The organism is Arthrobacter sp. MDT2-16, from assembly GCF_054510925.1.
In genome coordinates this window covers 60,786-80,301 of sequence record NZ_JBTNDP010000010.1, presented here as the reverse complement: position 1 = coordinate 80,301, position 19,516 = coordinate 60,786, and the positions used below count along the sequence as shown (strand labels likewise).

15 protein-coding genes are annotated in these 19,516 nt (G+C 67.2%); 11 read left to right on the top strand and 4 right to left on the bottom strand.

Annotated elements, in window-relative coordinates:
• Positions 1–211: 211 nt before the first annotated feature.
• Positions 212–1,024: an aldo/keto reductase gene (locus ACX80N_RS15830; protein ID WP_459340142.1), complete on the top strand. Its 813-nt coding sequence runs from the start codon at positions 212–214 to the stop codon at positions 1,022–1,024.
• Positions 1,025–1,276: 252 nt separating this feature from the next.
• Here the strand turns inward: ACX80N_RS15830 and ACX80N_RS15825 are convergent, their stop codons facing one another.
• The gene (locus tag ACX80N_RS15825; protein ID WP_105032786.1) at positions 1,277–1,591 is read right to left on the bottom strand and encodes a hypothetical protein; all 315 of its coding nucleotides are present in this window, start codon (positions 1,589–1,591) and stop codon (positions 1,277–1,279) included.
• A 384-nt stretch (positions 1,592–1,975) separates the two neighbouring features.
• Here ACX80N_RS15825 and ACX80N_RS15820 point away from each other — a divergent pair, with 384 nt between their 5' ends.
• The 3 genes from ACX80N_RS15820 to ACX80N_RS15810 all read left to right on the top strand — a co-directional run bounded on the left by ACX80N_RS15820 (position 1,976) and on the right by ACX80N_RS15810 (position 6,443).
• Positions 1,976–3,772, top strand: coding sequence for an ABC transporter family substrate-binding protein (locus ACX80N_RS15820; protein ID WP_459340141.1), 1,797 nt, complete (start codon positions 1,976–1,978; stop codon positions 3,770–3,772).
• 101 nt (positions 3,773–3,873) lie between these two features.
• Entirely contained in the window at positions 3,874–5,415 is a 1,542-nt protein-coding gene (locus ACX80N_RS15815; protein WP_459340140.1) for an ABC transporter permease, read from the top strand.
• On the top strand, positions 5,412–6,443 hold the full coding sequence (locus ACX80N_RS15810) for an ABC transporter permease (RefSeq protein WP_459340139.1): 1,032 nt from the start codon (positions 5,412–5,414) through the stop codon (positions 6,441–6,443). The genes ACX80N_RS15815 and ACX80N_RS15810 overlap by 4 nt, the downstream gene beginning before the upstream one ends.
• 5 nt (positions 6,444–6,448) lie before the next feature.
• On the opposite strand, the gene ACX80N_RS15805 is transcribed toward ACX80N_RS15810, so the two are convergent.
• Entirely contained in the window at positions 6,449–7,072 is a 624-nt protein-coding gene (locus tag ACX80N_RS15805) for a PH domain-containing protein (protein ID WP_459340138.1), read from the bottom strand.
• Between the two features lie 89 nt (positions 7,073–7,161).
• Here ACX80N_RS15805 and ACX80N_RS15800 point away from each other — a divergent pair, with 89 nt between their 5' ends.
• The 7 genes from ACX80N_RS15800 to ACX80N_RS15770 all read left to right on the top strand — a co-directional run bounded on the left by ACX80N_RS15800 (position 7,162) and on the right by ACX80N_RS15770 (position 17,572).
• Complete coding sequence (locus ACX80N_RS15800; RefSeq protein WP_459340137.1) at positions 7,162–8,991, top strand: ABC transporter ATP-binding protein; 1,830 nt, start codon at positions 7,162–7,164, stop codon at positions 8,989–8,991.
• Positions 8,992–9,353: 362 nt separating this feature from the next.
• Positions 9,354–11,000 (top strand): peptide ABC transporter substrate-binding protein, encoded by a 1,647-nt coding sequence (locus tag ACX80N_RS15795; protein WP_459340136.1) that lies wholly within the window; start codon positions 9,354–9,356, stop codon positions 10,998–11,000.
• 136 nt (positions 11,001–11,136) lie between these two features.
• Entirely contained in the window at positions 11,137–12,063 is a 927-nt protein-coding gene (locus ACX80N_RS15790; RefSeq protein ID WP_105032779.1) for an ABC transporter permease, read from the top strand.
• Positions 12,056–13,075, top strand: coding sequence for an ABC transporter permease (locus ACX80N_RS15785; protein ID WP_105032778.1), 1,020 nt, complete (start codon positions 12,056–12,058; stop codon positions 13,073–13,075). Before ACX80N_RS15790 ends, ACX80N_RS15785 begins: the two co-directional genes overlap by 8 nt.
• Positions 13,072–14,817 (top strand): ABC transporter ATP-binding protein, encoded by a 1,746-nt coding sequence (locus ACX80N_RS15780; protein WP_459340135.1) that lies wholly within the window; start codon positions 13,072–13,074, stop codon positions 14,815–14,817. The genes ACX80N_RS15785 and ACX80N_RS15780 overlap by 4 nt, the downstream gene beginning before the upstream one ends.
• A gap of 226 nt (positions 14,818–15,043) precedes the next feature.
• The gene (typA, locus tag ACX80N_RS15775; RefSeq protein WP_105032776.1) at positions 15,044–16,960 is read left to right on the top strand and encodes a translational GTPase TypA; all 1,917 of its coding nucleotides are present in this window, start codon (positions 15,044–15,046) and stop codon (positions 16,958–16,960) included.
• 12 nt (positions 16,961–16,972) lie between these two features.
• Positions 16,973–17,572, top strand: a complete 600-nt coding sequence (locus ACX80N_RS15770; protein ID WP_459340134.1) for a hypothetical protein — start codon at positions 16,973–16,975, stop codon at positions 17,570–17,572.
• Between the two features lie 31 nt (positions 17,573–17,603).
• Here the strand turns inward: ACX80N_RS15770 and ACX80N_RS15765 are convergent, their stop codons facing one another.
• Positions 17,604–18,098 carry an ArsR/SmtB family transcription factor gene (locus ACX80N_RS15765; protein WP_105032774.1) on the bottom strand — a complete coding sequence of 165 codons (495 nt, stop codon included), beginning with the start codon at positions 18,096–18,098 and terminating at the stop codon, positions 17,604–17,606.
• Between the two features lie 158 nt (positions 18,099–18,256).
• The gene (gene aztD / locus ACX80N_RS15760) at positions 18,257–19,510 is read right to left on the bottom strand and encodes a zinc metallochaperone AztD (RefSeq protein WP_459340133.1); all 1,254 of its coding nucleotides are present in this window, start codon (positions 19,508–19,510) and stop codon (positions 18,257–18,259) included.
• Between the last annotated feature and the right edge of the window lie 6 nt (positions 19,511–19,516).

Sequence of the window (19,516 nt, the reverse complement as noted above, 5' to 3'; positions counted from 1 at the left end):
TAATACTCGACGTGCTCCTGGGCCGATAGAAGCCGAACACCCGGGTCGAACTGGCAATTGCGCTGTTCGACTACCTCGAGATCTGGCACAACCGTAAGCGCCGTCATAGCCAGCTGGGTCTGCTGCACCGATTGGTGGCACTCTGACCTGGCCCATGGTTCGGTATCCATCACACCTCGCTAGTTGATGGCCCTGGTTGTAGCGTTGGCGAGTGATTACTTTCCCGGACGGCACTGTGGTTCCTGCGCTGGGGCAGGGAACGTGGAACCTCGGTGACTCTCCTGCCAGCCGGAACGCTGAGATCCGGGCGCTGCGCACAGGTATTGATCTGGGTCTGACCGTGATCGATACCGCCGAAATGTACGGTAATGGGCGCAGTGAGGACCTTGTCGAAGAAGCCATCAGGGGTAGGCGCGATGAGGTTTTCCTGGTGAGCAAGGTCCTACCCTCGAACGCCTCCGCATCAGGGACGATCGAGGCCTGTCATGCAAGCCTGGACCGTCTGGGCACGGACTGCCTGGACCTGTACCTCCTGCATTGGCGGGGGAGATTCCCATTCGAGGAGACCGTCGCAGCGTTCGAGTCCCTCATCGAAGAGGGCTCGATCCGTGCGTGGGGTGTGAGTAACCTCGACACTGACGAGCTCCGGAGTCTGCCGGAGGGATGCCAGACCGATCAGGTGCTGTACAACCTGACCCGCCGCGGTCCTGAGTTCGACCTGATGCCATGGTCCGCTTCGACGAAGATGCCCGTGATGGCCTATTCGCCCGTGGAGCAGGGACGACTGCTCGGCAACCCGGATCTGACGCAGATCGCACGGGAGCTTGGCGCGACGCCCGCGCAGGTCGCACTGGCGTGGACGATGCGCACCAGCAGCGTGCTCGCGATCCCGAAGGCTTCGACCGCCGAGCATGTGCTCGAGAACGCCGCCGCCCGCGACCTTCACCTCAGCGACGACAATCTCGAGCGCCTCGATCGCGCTTTCCCGCCGCCGACACACCCAGAACCCCTCGAAATGCTGTGATACACGTTGGCCTCGGGATCACCCCCAACCCGGCCGCTGGATGTTGTGGGTCATGACGTTCCTGCGCTTGATGAACCGGTGAGCAACAGCCCTGCTAGCTGTAGTTCATCCACCGAGACAGTCTCGAGGTTCGTCCTGCGATCGCGCAGGACGTGGTTTCTTGACAGCGGGTGAAGGATGTCGCCATCTACGGTGATTCGGCCACGGAACGTGGTGGAGTTCCGTTTCAACGTCTGATCGGAGGGTGCGCCGTCACCACATGCGGCTGTTGGTCTCCGACACGAAGCCGCGCCCGTCGGAGAACCAGTGGATGGTCGGGCTCCTCCGCGCCGTCGGCGTCGTGAGCTCCGAGAACAGGTCCGCGTTGAAACGGTTGCTCAGTTCGGGAGAGCTGAGCACGGTGTCCCTCGTGATGACGAACACCGGACCCTTGAGCCCCTTGCTCTGGATCGACAGATGGACCTCCGCGTGCTGGTCGAGGCGTACCTTGAGGGCGCCGATGGCGGCCTGGACGTCGGCGTCGTCGTCCCATACCGCAGCGTGCTTGTCGACGAAGAGCCAGGCCATGCGCACCACCCATCCGGGTCGGATTCCCGCATGCCCGTGCAGCATGCGGCACCCGTGGCGGGCATGCTGCCCTTCGGGGTCGTTCTAGCAAATCACCGCGCCACGCGCCGGATCAAGCAGCCTCCACCACCGCCGTCGTACCCGGAGCCGCAGCCTCGGTGCACACCGGAGGAACGCGGCCGCCCGGGGCGGGATGCAGACGATCACGACTGTTTCGGTTGCAGCTCGGTAACAACCGCCCCTGGCGCCCTCGATCGATCCCTGCCGGTGACGAACTTCCCCTACGCTTCTGCTCACGTGAGTTGCGTCACCTTTTCGGGGCGCGTGTCGGCTATCCCGTAATACCGCGTGAGGCCGCGATCACGCTAGGGAAAAGGAGGCGGAATGCGTTTCGTACGTACTTCCAGAGCGGTGGGGGTTGCTGCCGTAGCTGCACTTGCATTGAGTGCCTGCGCCGCGAATACGGGAACCGAGACCCCTCAGGAGAGCGCCGAGGGCGAGGCGACCGGCGGGAACGTCCGGGTCGTCGAAGTGAACGCCTTCAGTTCGTTCAACGCGAGCAGCTCCGAGGGCAATGTGGACATCAACGGTGTGATCGCCTATGCGACCCACTCCGGCTTCAACTACATCAACAACGACCTCGAGGTCGTCGCCAACGAGGACTTCGGAAGCATCGAAGTTCTCTCCGAGGACCCGCTCAGCGTCAAGTACACGATCAATGAAGGTGTGAGCTGGTCCGACGGCGAACCCGTCGACGGTGGCGATCTGCTGCTCCAGTGGGCCATCGAATCGGGCTACTTCAACGACGCCACCACCGACGATGCAGGTGAGGTCGTGTCGGGTGCCACGTACTTCGACTACGCGGGTGACACGGCCGGACTCGCTTTGACCGAACTCCCGGAGATCGGCGACGACGGGCGCTCGATCACACTCAATTACTCCAAGCCCTTCGCGGACTACCAGATCGCCTTCGGCGTCATGAACGAGGGGGGCCTCGACACCCCGGCCCACGTCCTGGCGGAGAAGGGCGGCCTCGCCGACGAGGACGCACTCATCGAGCTCATCCGCACGGAACCGGCGGGCGACCCCGCCAGCCCCGTCGAACGGCCCGAGGTGCAGGCCATCGCCGACTTCTGGAACACGGGCTTCGACACCAAGTCCCTGCCATCGGATCCCTCGCTCTTCCTCTCCAACGGGCCGTTCATCGCCTCGGCCATGACGCCGGATCAGTCGATGACCCTGACACGGAATGAGGATTACGACTGGGGGCCGATGCCGAAGGTGGACGAGATCACCGTCCGCTACATCGGTGAGGCGCCGGCGCAGGTCCAGGCCCTGCAGAACGGTGAGGTGGACATCATCGCGCCGCAGGCATCGGCGGACACGGCGGAGCAGCTGGAGGCACTCGAGGGCGTCACCGTCGTGCGCGGGAACGAGCTGTCCTACGACCACCTCGATCTCAACTTCAGCGGCGTCTTCGAGGACGAAGCCGTCCGTGAGGCCTTCATGAAGACCGTCCCCCGGCAGCAGCTGGTCGACTCCATCATCAAGAAGCTCAATCCGGACGCCGAGCCGCTCGACTCGCAGCTCTTCCTCGCCGACCAGGCGCCGTACGAGGAGTCCACTGCCAACAACGGCTCGGACGCCTACGCGGAGGTGGACATCGAGGGAGCCAAGGAGCTTCTCGCCGGTGCCACCCCGGAGGTCCGGATCATGTACAACCGCGACAACCCGAACCGACTGAACTCCTACACACTGATCGCCGAGTCCGCCTCGCAGGCCGGCTTCAAGATCGTGGACGGAGGCCTCGGTGCCTCCGACTGGAGCGCTGCGCTCGGCAACGGAACCTACGACGCCGCGATCTTCGGTTGGATCAACACGGGTGTCGGCGTGTCCGGCGTGCCGCAGATCTTCAGAACCGGCACCGGCTCCAATTTCAACGGGTTCTCCAGTCCGGAGGCCGACGAGCTCATGGATCAACTGATCGTCGAGACCGACCCGGACAAGCAGGACGAACTGCAGATCCAGATCGACAAGCTGATCTGGGACTCCAAGTACGGACTGCCCCTGTACCAGGTGCCCGGCATGAACGCACACAGCGACGCCATCACCGGCGTCGAATACATGCCGAACCTGACAGGTGTCTGGTGGAACTTCTGGGATTGGCAGATCACGCAGTAGCTCCAGCATCCGGCACGCTCGTCGGTGAGCGAAGACGCCGGGACCGGGAAACCCGTCCCGGCGTCTTCGCTCACCCCGAACAGCATCGAGGCCCGATTCACATGGTGACCTATATCGTCCGGCGACTGGTGACGGCCGTTCTCATCCTGCTCGGCGCGTCCTTCGTCGTCTACCAGCTCACCGCCCTGTCCGGGGATCCGCTCGAGGAACTGCGGGCCAGCAATGCCCCCAACCGGGATCAGCTCATCCAGGCGCGCATCGAGCTCCTCGATCTCAACACGCCGGCTCCGCTGCGGTACTTCGGGTGGTTGGCCGGTGCTGCGAAGTGCCTGATTCCGTTCGCCGCCACCTGTGACCTCGGGTCGAGCATCCAGGGTGAGGCCGTCACCACCGCGCTTCTGCGGGCCATGGGCAACACCATCACACTCGTCACCACCGCCACCGTGCTCGCCATCATCATCGGGATCTCGCTCGGCATCATCACCGCCCTCCGCCAGTACAGCGGCCTGGACTACGGCGTGACCTTCATGTCGTTCCTGTTCTTCTCCCTGCCGATCTTCTGGCTCGCCGTCCTGCTCAAGGAATTCGGTGCCATCGGCTTCAACAACTTCCTGGCCGACCCGGAGATCCCCGCCTCGACCATCCTCGTCGTGGCCCTCGCCAGCGGACTCATCTGGGCGCTGTTCGCCAGCAGGTCCTGGAAGCGCAAGGCCGTCGCGTTCGTCCTCGGAGCTGTCGTCGCTGCGGCACTGCTGTCCATCCTCGAGCTCGCCGACTGGTTCACCAACCCCGGACTGGGGCCGATCGTCATCCTCGTCACCGGCGTCGGCATCGCCTTCGGCATCGTCCTGCTCACCGCAGGACTCCGGAACCGCAAGGCGCTCTCTTCGTCCCTGATCATGGTGGCCCTCGGCCTCGTGGCCTACTACGTGGTCAACCCGATCCTGAACGCCGCGACGATCTGGATGATCCTCGCCTTCGCGGCCCTGACGGTGGTGGTGGGCCTCGCCGTCGGCTACGCGCTGGGCGGCTACGACCGAGGGCAGAGCATGCGGGCTGCTGCGCTCACCGGTCTGCTGATGGGTCTTCTCATCGTGGTGGACCGTTTCATGGTCACCTGGCCGTCCTACTTCAACAATCCGCGCGTGCGCGGGAGGCCGATCGCCACCGTGGGTGCCGAGACCCCCGGGCTCGACGGGACGTTCTGGGTCACCGGCCTGGACACGTTCACGCACCTTCTCCTGCCGACCCTCGCGCTGCTGCTGGCCTCCCTCGCGAGCTACAGCCGCTACTCCCGGGCGTCCATGCTGGAGATCATGAACATGGACTACATCCGCACCGCGCGTGCCAAGGGCCTCAGCGAACGGACCGTCGTCGTGCGGCATGCCTTCCGCAACGCGCTCATCCCGCTGGCCACACTCGTCGCCTTCGACATCGGTGCGCTCATCGGCGGCGCCATCATCACCGAGCAGGTGTTCGCCTTCGCCGGCATGGGCCAGCTCTTCGTCCAGGCACTGCAGCGCACCGATCCCGACCCGATCATGGGGTTCTTCCTCGTGGCCGGAATGCTCGCACTGGTGTTCAACCTGGTGGCGGACATCGTCTACTCCTTCCTCGATCCCCGCGTAAGGGTGAAAGCATGAGCACACAGACCCCCGCCGACCTCCCCGGCACCGGGACGGCGACAGCCGGTCCCACGCATCCCGTCCCGGAGCACGAGCCGAGGGGCCTGTCGCAGGGGCAGATCGTCCGACGGAAGTTCTTCGACAACACCGCGGCCGTCGTCAGCCTCATCATGTTCGCCCTCGTCTTCCTCCTGGCATTCACGTCCGTCGGGTTCGCCGGGATCCCCGGGTGGTGGAAGTACAACCACACCGAGTTCCTGCCGCTGATCGAGGGCGGAGCGCCCACGATCGCGGGTCCCTTCAGCTGGGGGGATCATCCTTTCGGGCAGGACTCGATCGGGCGCGACTACTTCGCCATGACCATGCGCGGGACGCAGAACTCGATCATCATCATGTTCATCATCGGGGCCCTCGCCGGGCTGGTGGGTGTCGTGGTCGGCGCCTGCTCCGGGTACTTCCGCGGCTGGCCGGAAGCGGTGCTGATGCGCTTCACGGACATCATCATCATCATCCCCGTCGTCCTCGCGGCAGCCACCCTCGGCGAGGCGGTCAACCGCTTCGTCGGGCCCGGCGCGCAGATCTGGCTCCTGGGACTGTTCCTCGGGCTCGTACTCTGGACAGGTCTCGCTCGTCTCGTCCGCGGCGAGTTCCTCACCCTGCGCGAGCGGGAGTTCGTGGACGCGGCGAAGATCGCCGGTGCGTCGAATGCGCGCATCATCTTCAAGCACATCCTGCCGAACGCGGTGGGCGTCATCATCGTGAACACCACGCTGCTCATGTCCTCGGCCATCCTGCTCGAGACGGCGCTGAGCTACATCGGCTTCGGGGTCAAGGCCCCCGACGTGTCCCTGGGCCTGATCATCAGCCAGAACCAGGAGGCGTTCCAGACGCGTCCGTGGCTGTTCTGGTTCCCCGGCCTGTTCATCGTGCTGATCTGCCTGTGCATCAACTTCATCGGCGACGGTCTGCGCGACGCCTTCGACCCCCGGCAGAAGAAATTCAACGCCGCCCGGGTCAGGGATACAGGGGAGCCTGCCGCCGTATGAGAACCCTAGGAGAAGGGTCCGAGCGACATGGCGGCCGCGGCGATCAGCACGACGGCGACCGCAAGGGGTGCGCGGTTCCACCTGCGGTGCACGCGGTCAGGTGCATCGACGTCGACCGCTCCCGCCTCCACCAGCTCCTGCCAGCGCGAGCGCACCAGGTAGGCCGCGTACCCGGAGTCGGTGTTCTTCAGGTCGCCCGGGCGGATGGAACCCCCGGCACCGTAGCTCGTGGACGGCAGGTCGGTCACGTGCTCGGGCTTCCCGGCATGGGTCCCCCAGACGCCGGGAGCGGGAGCCGCCCACGCCGTATGGCCGCCTGTGGGCGTCACGAGCCGGAGGGCGTACTTCGTGTCGACGTCGATCAGCGCGTTCCACGGGACCCGGACGGTCGCCAGGGGGTTGCGCAGGGTGACGGCGTCCTCGGAGATCTCGACCGCGGGGTACCAGAAGAGCCACCAGCCCGCATAGGCGATGCCGATGAGCGGCCAGGCCCGGAGCAGGCCGGGAACCCCGTCCGTGACGACCACGGACACGAGCCCGCCTGCCGCGACGAGTGCCGCGGCCGCCGTGAACCAGGGGCTCGTCCGCGGCCTGAAGACGGTGGCGCCGGCCACCTCCGATCGTTCCATGCCTCAATGGTCCCAGCACAGCCGCAGCCTGCTGGACGCCCGGGGCGTCCGCGACCGCGTGCGGCGTCCGTCACGAAGGAGAGGGACTCATGAGTACCCAGGTCATCGGCGGCGCAGGGGAGACCGGCGCGGGAGGTCCCGCCTTCCAGGGACCCGTCCTCGAGGTCCGCAACCTCAGCGTCGACTTCGGCGTGGACAAGAAGTGGGTGCCCGCCGCCGTCGACCTCAACTACCAGGTGGCCGCCGGCGAGGTTCTGGCGATCGTCGGTGAATCAGGCTCCGGCAAGAGCGCCAGCTCCATGTCGCTGCTCGGACTGCTGCCCTCCAACAGCCGTGTCACGGGCGAGGTGCTGCTCAACGGGCAGTCCGTCCTGTCGATGCCCGCCGGGCGGCTGCGGCAGGTCCGCGGTAACGACGTCGCGGTCATCTTCCAGGAGCCCATGACGGCCCTGAACCCGGTGTACACCGTGGGGTTCCAGATCGTCGAGACGCTGCGCCTGCACAACGAGATCTCGCCGGACGAGGCCCGACAGCGCGCCCTGCGGCTGCTGCAGATGGTGGAGCTGCCGGACCCTGAGAAGGCGTTCCGGTCCTACCCGCACCAGCTGTCGGGGGGTCAGCGGCAGCGCGCCATGATCGCCCAGTCCCTGTCGTGCGACCCCAAGCTCCTGATCGCCGATGAACCGACCACCGCGCTCGACGTCACCGTCCAGGCCGAGATCCTCGACCTGATGCGCAACCTGCGCAACCAGCTGAACAGCGCGATCGTGCTCATCACGCACGACATGGGCGTGGTGGCGGACCTCGCCGACCGGATCGCCGTGATGCGCAAGGGCCGGATCGTCGAGACCGGCACGGCGGAGCAGATCTTCAACAACCCGCAGCACGAGTACACGCGGTCGCTCCTGGCAGCCGTGCCGCACCTCGGGCAGGGGGACGGGCACGACGACGTCGACATCACCGCGGCACTGGCGGCGGCCACCCACACCGAGCTGCAGACGGTGGACCACGACGAACTGGAACGGCGGGAGCGGATGGTCCTCGCCCGGCTCGACGGGGACGGGGCCGTCGCATCCCGGACCGACGAGCCCGTCCTCGAGCTCGTCGACGTCGCCATCGAGTACCCCAAGCAGGGCCGTGTGCCCGCCTTCCGCGCCGTCGAGGGAGTGAACCTCACGGTCCATCCGGGTCAGGTCATCGGCCTCGTGGGGGAGTCCGGTTCCGGCAAGACGACCATCGGGCGGGCCGCCGTCGGGCTGCTGCCGGTGGCGCAGGGTTCGCTGAAGGTGGTGGGCACCGACGTCTCGGGGTTCCGGCCCTCGTCCAGGGAACTCGTGAAGGTGCGGCGCCATGTCGGGATGGTGTTCCAGGACCCGGCGTCGTCGCTCAACCCGCGGCTGCCGATCGGTGAGAGCATCGGGGAACCCATGTACCTCGCGGGCGAGGCCAAGGGCGGAGAGCTGCAGAAGCGCATCGAGACACTCCTGGACCAGGTCGAACTGCCGCGGTCCTACCGCAACAGGTACCCGCACGAACTCTCCGGCGGGCAGAAGCAGCGCGTGGGGATCGCGCGGGCCCTGTCGCTGAAACCGAAGCTCATGGTCGCGGACGAGCCGACCTCCGCCCTGGACGTATCGGTGCAGGCCAAAGTCCTCGAGCTCTTCCAGAACCTGCAGCGCGAACTCGGCTTCGCCTGCCTGTTCGTCACGCACGACCTCGCGGTGGTGGATGTCCTGGCGGATTACATCTGCGTGATGCAGCGCGGGCGCATCGTGGAACAGGGGACACGCGACCAGATCCTGCGGAGCCCTCGGAATCCGTACACGCAGCGCCTGCTGGCCGCCGTCCCGCTGCCGGACCCGGCCCTGCAGCGCGAGCGCCGTGAACTGCGTGCGAAGCTCATGGCCTCGACCGACTGACGGTCCGGCGTCGAGGAAGGGGCGGCCGTCCAGCGGCAGGTGGAGCGCGTTTCCTGCATGCTTCGCCCTGCTCCCGTCGTCGGGTGATTTCGAACGGTCCGATCACCGCCTATACAGTGCTCTGGTGTCTTCCTCCCGCCCCGTGGCCAAACTGTGATGTAACACCAGGTGGCGCGCTGGCCTGCGGAAATGACGGAGGAATGCTGGGTGCCGCCGAGCAGACGGCCGTTTTTGTATACAGCATGTTCGGGAAAGCAACGGAACGGGCATATGATCTTCCGGTGTGAGTTGGCTCTCGCTATCTGCGGAGCAACTTTCCCGGCCACATCAGCGCCGGATCGACCCAATACCTAGGAGGCGGAATGCGTTTCACGCGCACTTCCAAGATGCTCAGCGTCGCGGCCCTCGCCGCACTGTCACTCAGCGCATGCGGTGGCGGAAGCTCTGAGTCCGGCACCACCAGCGGCACCACCGGCGCCACGGACGCGGTCATCGTCGTCGACGGCTCCGAGCCCCAGAACCCGCTGATCCCCACCAGCACCAACGAGGTGGGCGGCGGAGCGATCCTCGACCTCATCTTCGCGGGCCTCGTCAGCTACGACGCCGACGGCAAGCCCCAGAACGAGATGGCCGAGTCCATCGAGACCGAGGACGCGCAGACCTACACGATCAAGCTCAAGGAAGGCAAGACCTTCACCAACGGTGACCCCGTCACCGCGAGCTCCTTCGTGGACGCGTGGAACTACGGTGCCGCCGCCAAGAACGCCCAGCTCTCCAGCTACTTCTTCGAGAGCATCGAAGGCTACGACGAGGCCAGCGCCGAGGGCTCCACCGTGGAGACCATGAGCGGTCTGGCCGTCGTCGACGACACGACCTTCACCGTCACGCTGGCCCAGCCGGAATCCGACTGGCCGCTGCGCCTCGGCTACAGCGCGTTCTTCCCGCTGCCCGCCGCAGCCCTCGAGGACCCCGCCGCGTTCGGTGAGAACCCGATCGGCAACGGCCCCTACAAGTTCGCCTCCGAGGGTGCCTGGCAGCACAACCAGCAGATCGAACTCGTTCCGAACGACGAGTACGAGGGTCCTCAGGCCGCGCAGAACGCCGGCGTGACGTTCAAGATCTACCAGAACGACACCACGGCCTACCAGGACCTGATCTCGGACAACCTGGACGTCCTCAAGACGATCCCGACGAGCGACATCAAGAACTTCAAGAACGACCTCGGCGAGCGCTCCATCGAGTCTCCCTACGCGGGCAACCAGACCATCGCCATCCCCTACTACCTCCCGAACTGGGACGGCGAGGCCGGCAAGCTCCGCCGTCAGGCGCTGTCGATGGCGATCAACCGTGACGAGATCACCGAGGTCATCTTCAACAACGGCCGTACGCCCGCCAAGGACTTCACCGCCCCCGTCCTCGACGGCTACAGCGAGGACCTGCCCGGCAGCGAGAACCTCGAGTACAACCCGGACGAGGCCAAGAAGCTCTGGGCCGAGGCCGAGAAGATCGAGCCCTACGACGCCTCGCAGCCCCTGACGATCGGCTACAACGCCGATAAGGGCGACCACAAGACGTGGGTCGAGGCCGTGGTGAACAACATCAAGAACAACCTCGGCATCGAGATCTCGGGCAAGCCGTACGCGACGTTCAAGGAAGCCCGCACGGAAGCCACGGAGGAGACCCTCTCCGGTGCCCTGCGTGCCGGCTGGCAGGCCGACTACCCGTCTCTGTACAACTTCCTCGGGCCCATCTACGCCACCGGCGCCGGGTCCAACGACGCCCGCTACAGCAACCCCGAGTTCGACCAGCAGCTGACCGACGGACTCGCCGCCAGCTCCGTCGAGGAGGGCAACGAGGCCATGAACAAGGCCCAGGAGGACCTCCTGGAGGACCTCCCGGCCATCCCGCTGTGGTACCAGGTCGCCCAGGGCGGCTGGAGCAACAACGTGGACAACGTCGAGTTCGGCTGGAACGGTGTTCCGCTCTACTACGCCATCACCGGCAAGTAACCCCTAACGGTCTCGGGGCCCGCCCGGCACGCCGGCGGGCCCCTTTTCCGTGCTCCAACGAAAAGGTTCAACACCTCATGAGCAACCCCTCACTGCGTCCCGTCCGGACGCACGCCGCACCGGGAGGTGCGCACTGATGGTCTGGTACATAGCCCGACGCTTCCTGCAGCTGATCCCCGTCTTCCTCGGCGCGACGCTGCTGGTGTACTTCCTCGTCTTCAGCCTCCCGGGTGACGCCACCGCGGCCATCTGCGGCGAGCGCGGCTGCACCCCGGCCGTCGTCGCGGGCCTGCGCGAGCAGTACAACCTGGACCAGCCCTTCTGGATCCAGTACCTGCTGTACCTCAAGGGCGTCCTGACGTTCGACCTCGGCACCAACTTCTCGGGCCGCCCGATCGCCACCATCATCGCCGAGGTCTTCCCGACCACGGCGAAGCTCGCCATCATGGCCCTCGTCATCGAAGCCGTCTTCGGCATCGTTTTCGGCCTCATCGCGGGGCTGCGCAAGGGCAGGATCTTCGACTCCTCCGTCCTCGTGCTCTCCCTGATCGTCATCGCCGTGCCCATCTTCGTGCTCGGCTTCCTGATGCAGTTCCTCATCGGCGTCAAGCTGCAGTGGACCAACCCGACCGTGAGCGGTGATGCGACCTTCACCGAGCTCCTGCTCCCGGCCATCGTCCTCGGGCTCGTGTCCTTCGCCTACGTGCTGCGCCTGACCCGCACGAGCATCATCGAGAACGTGAACGCGGACTACGTCCGTACGGCGACGGCCAAGGGCCTCAGCCGCCGGCGCGTCGTCGTCGTGCACGTCCTCCGCAACTCGCTGATCCCCGTCGTGACCTTCCTCGGTGCCGACCTCGGCGCCCTCATGGGCGGTGCGATCGTCACCGAAGGCATCTTCAACGTCAACGGGGTCGGCAACACCCTCTACCGCGCCGTACTGAACGGTGACGGACCGATGGTCGTCTCGATCGTCACGTTCCTGATCCTCATCTTCTGCCTGGCGAACCTGCTGGTGGATCTCCTGTACGCCTGGCTGGACCCAAGGATTCGATATGCCTGAACCGATTTCACCCACCGAGGCCGCCGTGCCCACCCAGGCTCCCACGCCCGTGGCGCGCACGAAGCGGTCCGCCTACCCGATCGAGCACTTCGTCGCCGACCTGGACGAGACACCGGTCCGGGCCACGGACAGCGCGGTGTCCGACGCCGCGCCCCGCAGCCTCTGGGGCGAGGCGTGGCGCAGCCTGCGGAAGCAGCCGCTGTTCATCATCAGCGCGATCCTGATCCTCGCGGTCATCTTCGTGGCGCTGTTCCCCGGGCTGTTCACGAACGAGCCGCCGAACGAGAACTGCCTGCTCGAGAACTCGGACGGCGGTCCCGCTCCCGGCCACCCCCTGGGCTTCACCGTCCAGGGCTGCGACATCCTCTCCCGCGTGGTACACGGCACGCAGTCCTCGCTCACCGTCGGCCTGTTCGCCACGCTCGGCGTGGTGCTGATCGGCGGCCTCATCGGCGCGCTGGCCGGCTTCTTCGGGGGCTGGGTCGATGCGGTGCTCGCCCGCGTGGGTGACATCTTCTTCGCCCTCCCGCTGATCCTCGGCGCGATCGTGGTCGTGCAGCTTCCCGTGTTCCAGCAGAACCGGAACGTATGGACGCTCGTCGTCATCCTGGTGGCCTTCGGCTGGCCGCAGATAGCCCGGATCACGCGCGCCGCGGTGATCGAGGTCCGCAACGCGGACTTCGTGACGGCGGCCCGCTCGCTCGGCGTCTCGCCGCTGGGTGCGCTCGTCAAGCACGTCATCCCGAACGCGCTCGCCCCGGTCATCGTCATCGCGACGATCTCACTCGGCACGTTCATCGTGGCCGAGTCCACGCTGTCCTTCCTCGGCATCGGCCTCCCTCCCGAGGTCATGTCGTGGGGCAATGACATCTTCTCGGCGAAGCCGTCGCTGCGCAGCAACCCGATGGCGATCTTCTGGCCGGGCCTCGCCCTGTCGATCACCGTTCTGAGCTTCATCATGCTGGGCGACGCCCTGCGTGACGCTCTCGATCCGAAGGCACGCAAACGATGAGCCACAGCATCAGCAACGAGGGCGGCCGCCGCGCCGCCCGCACCGCCACGGCGGCGGCCCCGGCACCCGCGGGGACCCCCCGGCCGCTGCTCGAGCTCCGCGACCTCGCGATCACCTTCACGACGTCCAACGGTGACGTCCCGGCGGTGCGCAACGCGCACCTCACCGTGATGCCCGGTGAGACGGTCGCGATCGTGGGGGAGTCGGGGTCCGGCAAGTCGACGACGGCGCTGGCCGCCATCGGCCTGCTGCCCGGCAACGGGCGCGTCTCCCACGGCAGCATCATCTTCGACGGCGAGGACATCACCCATGCCTCGGAGAAGCGCATCGTCGAGCTCCGCGGCTCGTCCATCGGCATGGTGCCGCAGGATCCGATGTCCAACCTGAATCCCGTCTGGAAGATCGGCTTCCAGGTCAGGGAGACGCTGAAGGCCAACGGATTGCCGAGCGGCCCACAGGACGTGGCGAAGGTGCTCGCGGAAGCGGGCCTGCCCGACGCCGCGTCGCGCGCCAACCAGTACCCGCACGAGTTCTCCGGTGGCATGCGCCAGCGGGCCCTCATCGCCATCGGCCTGTCCTGCCGGCCGCGCCTGCTCATCGCCGACGAGCCGACCTCGGCGCTCGACGTCACGGTGCAGCGGCAGATCCTGGACCACCTCGACACCATGACCGAGGAGCTCGGCACCGCCGTGCTCCTCATCACCCACGATCTCGGCCTCGCCGCCGAGCGCGCGCACAAGGTGATCGTGATGTACAAGGGGCAGGTCGTCGAGGCCGGTCCGGCCCTCGAACTGCTGACGAACCCGCGCCACCCGTACACCCAGAAGCTCGTGGCCTCCGCCCCGTCCATCGCCTCGCGGCGCATCGAGTCGGCCAAGAGGGCCGGCGTCGAGACGGAGGACCTCCTCGCGCCCGCCGCGGCGCAGGGTGCGGCGCTGGACAAGGTGATCGAGGTCGAGGACCTGACGAAGGTCTTCAAGATCCGGGGGAGCTGGGGCAGGTCCACCGACTTCACGGCCGTGGACAAGGTCTCCTTCTCGATCGCCCGAGGCACCACCACCGCCGTCGTGGGCGAATCCGGCTCGGGCAAGTCCACCGTCGCGAAGATGGTGCTCGGACTCGAGGGCGCTTCATCAGGCAGCATCCGGTTCGACGGCGTGGACATCACCACCCTCGGGCGCAAGCAGATGTTCGACTTCCGTCGCCGCGTCCAGCCCATCTTCCAGGACCCGTACGGCTCGCTCGACCCGATGTACAACATCTACCGCACCATCGAGGAGCCGCTGCGCGTCCACGGGGTCGGCGACGCGAAGAGCCGGGAGAAGAAGGTCCGCGCACTCCTGGACCAGGTGGCCCTGCCGTCCTCGATGATGCAGCGCTTCCCGAACGAGCTCTCCGGCGGTCAGCGTCAGCGCGTGGCCATCGCCCGGGCGCTCGCCCTGGACCCCGAGGTGGTTATCTGCGACGAGGCCGTCTCGGCTCTCGACGTGCTGGTGCAGGCCCAGATCCTGAACCTGCTCGCCGACCTGCAGGCGGAGCTGGGCCTGAGCTACCTCTTCATCACGCACGACCTGGCGGTGGTCCGCCAGATCGCCGACCACGTGGCCGTCATGGAGAAGGGCAAGCTCGTGGAGCAGGGCACCACCGACGAGGTGTTCGACAACCCGAGGACCGCCTACACACAGGCGCTGCTCGCGGCGATCCCGGGAGCGGGCCTCGTCCTGCCTCCCGAGGTCGCGTAGGCGTCTCCCAGGCAACCGGCGCCCCGAGCACGACGGCGGTCCTCCACCGGAGGGCCGCCGTCGTCGTCCCGGAACGGTCCGCCCCGGGTGCGCCCACAGCTGATCCGGACCCGCAGCGCCCATGCGCATTAGGTCTGTTTTTCCCCAGCGCCTAGACTGGTAAGAGGGCGTGCAGTGCAGCCGCCGTTAATTTCCCCGCAGTAGATACCGAATTGAGTAATCACGCATGTCTGAAACCACAGGCAACACCGCTGTCCGCAGCGATCTCCGCAACGTAGCCATCGTGGCTCACGTTGACCACGGAAAAACCACCCTGGTCGATGCCATGCTGAAGCAGACCAATTCGTTCGCTGCCCACGGCGACGTGGCCGACCGCGTCATGGACTCCGGTGACCTCGAGCGCGAGAAGGGCATCACCATCCTCGCGAAGAACACCACGGTGTTCTACGACGGCCCCTCCGCCAAGGGCGAGACGATCACCATCAACGTCATCGACACCCCGGGCCACGCCGACTTCGGTGGCGAGGTGGAGCGCGGCCTGTCCATGGTCGACGGCGTCGTCCTCCTCGTCGACGCGTCCGAGGGCCCGCTGCCCCAGACCCGCTTCGTGCTCCGCAAGGCCCTGGCGGCGAAGCTCCCCGTCATCCTGCTGGTCAACAAGACCGACCGCCCCGACTCCCGCATCGAGGACGTCGTCAGCGAGTCGATGGACCTCCTCCTCGGACTGGCGTCCGACCTCGCCGACGAGGTCCCCGACCTCGACCTCGACTCGATCCTGAATGTGCCCGTCGTGTACGCCGCGGCCCGTGCAGGAGCGGCGTCGCTCGAGCAGCCGGCGGACGGCACCGTGCCGACCAACGACAACCTGGAGCCCCTGTTCCAGACGATCATCGAGCACATCCCCGCGCCCCGCTACAACCCCGAGGGTGTGCTGCAGGCCCACGTCACCAACCTCGACGCCTCGCCGTTCCTCGGCCGCCTCGCGCTGCTGCGCATCTTCAACGGCACCCTGCGCAAGGGCCAGCAGGTCGCCTGGGCCCGCCAGAACGGCGAGCTGAAGACCGTCAAGATCACCGAGCTCCTGGCCACCAAGGCCCTGGACCGCGTGCCCACCGAGTCCGCCGGCCCCGGCGAGATCGTGGCCGTGGCCGGTATCGAGGGCATCACCATCGGTGAGACCCTCACCGACGTCGACAACCCGCAGCCGCTGCCGCTCATCACGGTCGACGATCCCGCGATCTCCGTGACCATCGGTATCAACACCTCGCCGCTGGCGGGCAAGGTCAAGGGCGCCAAGGTCACCGCGCGCCAGGTCAAGGACCGCCTCGACAAGGAGCTCATCGGCAACGTGTCGCTCCGCGTCCTGCCGACCGCGCGCCCCGACGCCTGGGAGGTCCAGGGTCGCGGCGAGCTCGCGCTGGCCATCCTCGTGGAGCAGATGCGCCGCGAGGGCTTCGAGCTCACGGTCGGCAAGCCGCAGGTCGTCACCAAGACCATCGACGGCAAGATCCACGAGCCGATGGAGCACATGACCATCGATGTCCCCGAGGAGTACCTCGGCGGCGTCACCCAGCTCATGGCCGCCCGCAAGGGCCGCATGACGAACATGGCCAACCACGGCACCGGCTGGGTACGCATGGAGTTCATCGTCCCCGCCCGTGGCCTCATCGGCTTCCGCACGCGCTTCCTGACGGACACGCGCGGTGCCGGTATCGCCGCGTCGATCTCCGAGGGCTACGAGCCGTGGGCCGGTGACATCGAGTACCGCACCAACGGCTCGATGATCGCGGACCGCGCCGGCGTCGTCACCCCGTTCGCGATGATCAACCTCCAGGAGCGCGGCTCGTTCTTCGTGCAGCCCACCTCCGAGGTGTACGAGGGCATGATCGTCGGCGAGAACTCCCGCGCCGACGACATGGAGGTCAACATCACGAAGGAGAAGAAGCTCACCAACATGCGGGCGGCGTCCTCGGACACCTTCGAGAACCTGACCCCGCCGCGCAACCTCACCCTCGAGGAGTCCCTCGAGTTCGCCCGCGAGGACGAGTGCGTCGAGGTCACACCGGAGTCCATCCGCATCCGCAAGGTCATCCTCGACGCCAACGAGCGCATGCGCGCGTCGCGTTCACGCGCCCGCGCCTAGCACCGCACCACCATGGCACACGACGACGCCGGTTCCTCCCCAGCAGGGGAGGGCCGGCGTTCGGCGTTCCCGGAGCTTCCCGACGGTGCACCTGCCGTCCCGGCGGACGCCCCTCCGGCGCGGGGTACGCGTCCGGCGGTCCCAGCAGGCATCGATGCGTCCGCCACTCCTACGGGGGCGGCCGCCGAGGCGCCGGCCCCTCCTGCCGCCGGCGGCACAGTACCCCACCGGGTGACGGCGGTCCTCGGCTCGACGATGGCAGGCGGAATCGCCGCGGTGTTCGGTACAGTGCTGCACGGCCAGCTGGTCCACCTGGGCCCGACGGCTCTTCCCGTCGGGGCGCTGGCCGCCCTCGTCCTCGCCGGCAGCCTGTTCCTGCTCTGCGGGCTCTGGGCCCGGAACGTCATCCTGACGGCCGTGGCCGGGGCCGTGGCCTACGGGATCGTGGCGCTGCTCTCGACGTCGTCGAAGACCCTGATCCTCACCGGCTCGTCGGAGGCCGCACCGGGCACGGCCCTCGCCGGGAATCTCTGGCTCTTCGGCGTGCTCGCGGTGACGCTTGCCGCCGTCGTGACCGGCAGTGTCCTGCTGCGTCCTGTGCGTCGCCGCTGAGGCGTTCCCGCGGAGCCCGCGCGGTTCCGGATCAGTCGGAGGCGCGGTCCAGGTGGTGCGCCAGCATGATCGACGTCGCCGTGCCGTCGGGATCGGGCGCCCGTTGCGCGTAGTCCTCGAAGACCTCGCGAATGCGCCCCATCATCTCCGCGCGGTGCTCGTCACTGAGCCGCACACCGAGCCGCCATACGTCGATCTCGGACGGCTGCAGGCCCTCGATCTCCTGCAGGAACGTCTCGATCAGGACCGGCGCGGAGTGGGGGATGCGGGTGTGCCAGGACAGACCCGTGGCACGGTACGGGATCTCCTTCGCCCCCCGATTACCGGTGCGGGCCTCGTCCGCGGCGAGGAAACCCGTCGAGAGCAGTGTCCGGACATGGTGCAGGGCCGTCGCCGGGTTGAGGTCCAGCGTCTCCGCGATCTCCTTGTTGGTCCTCGGTCTATGGAGGCACAGCCGCAGGATGCGGAGCCTGACGGGGGAGCTGAGCGCCCGGCCGCGGGCCTGGAGGTCCTCGTCTGATTCCATCCGCCGATCATACGGGAGATCGCGCCGATGATTGACGAGTCCCAATCACTGAAGGACCACCGGATCCGTGGCGGTCTCGTCGGCTGCTCCTCCATGGGGGGGGGGCCGTCCGGTGGGACCGGCGCCCGTGAGACACCGGCTCCACCGGGCGGGAGGGGCTATCCCTCGACGGCGGCGATCTCGTTCGGGATGCCGGGGAGTTCGTCGGACGAGGTGATCCTCCCGGTCGCGATGTCCACTGCATGCAGCTTCTTCGCTGTGGGGTCGGTGATGTAGGCGGTGCCTCCGAGGACCTTGATGGCGGGGTGCGGGTCCTGCCACTCGACGGGTCCTTCCCACGCGTCGATGACCGGCGTGGAGCCGGTGATCTCGCCCGTCACGGGGTCCATGCTGTGCAGGGCGCCGTCGGAGGCGAGGATCAGGACCTCGCCGTCCGGGCCGCGGGCGACGTCACGGAAGGTGTACTCGACGCCCTCGGGGAGGTCGATGACCTTCATCGTCTTCGACTCGGTGTCGATCAGGGTGAGCTGGTGCAGGAGGTAGCCCTCGATGTCGGGATCGTCCTTGTAGTCCCCGGCGATGATGGGGCTGGTCTCGCTGACGTAGGCGTTGCCCATGCGTCCGAACTCGTCGGGGGCGTCGATCTTGGTGATCGTCCCACTGTCGAAGACGAGCGCCCCGTCGCTGCAGCCGAAGACGACGACCTCGTTCATGGCGGTGCCTTCACCGTGGACGGACGGGCACTGGTCACTGGTGGCGATCTCCTTGCCGTCGGCGTCGAGGACCCTGATGCCGGAGCGGCTCTCGGAGGTGCCGACGGTCGTGAGGAAGGTGCCGTCCTCGAGGACGATGGACACGCCGTGGTGTGCCTCGTCACCGGGGATGACCTCGGTCGCCGGGAGGCTGTCGGGATCGCCGAGGAGGTCATCGGTGGTGAAGACGGTGGTGTCGCTGGTGCCGTCGGCGTAGAGGATGGTCTTGTCCCCGTGCTGGACGACGTGGCCGGCGGTGTCGGCCTCGAAGACGAGGTCGGTGAGCTTCGGCTGCGCCCGCCGGGATCCTGAGGAGTCCGTCCAGGTTCCGAGGTCGAGGACCCGGAAGCCCTCGGGGACCGTGACCAGGGCGTGGCGTCCGTCGCCGGCGGGGTTCAGGCGCGTGAAGCCCTCGATGGGCATGTCGCCCTCGACCTCCAGGGTGGTGCCGTCGACGACGACGATGCCGCCGTCGTACGTCAGGGCGACGCGGGAGGCAGGGGCGAGGGCCTCGGCCGATGCGGTGGTCTCCGGAGCAGCCGACGTGTCCGTCGCCGGTTCGGAGGAGGAGCCGCACGCTGTCAGGAGCAGGGCGGATGTGGCCACCGTGGCAGCAAGGGCCAGGTGCCGTGGGCGTTTCGTGAGCGGAATGGCTGTCATCATCAT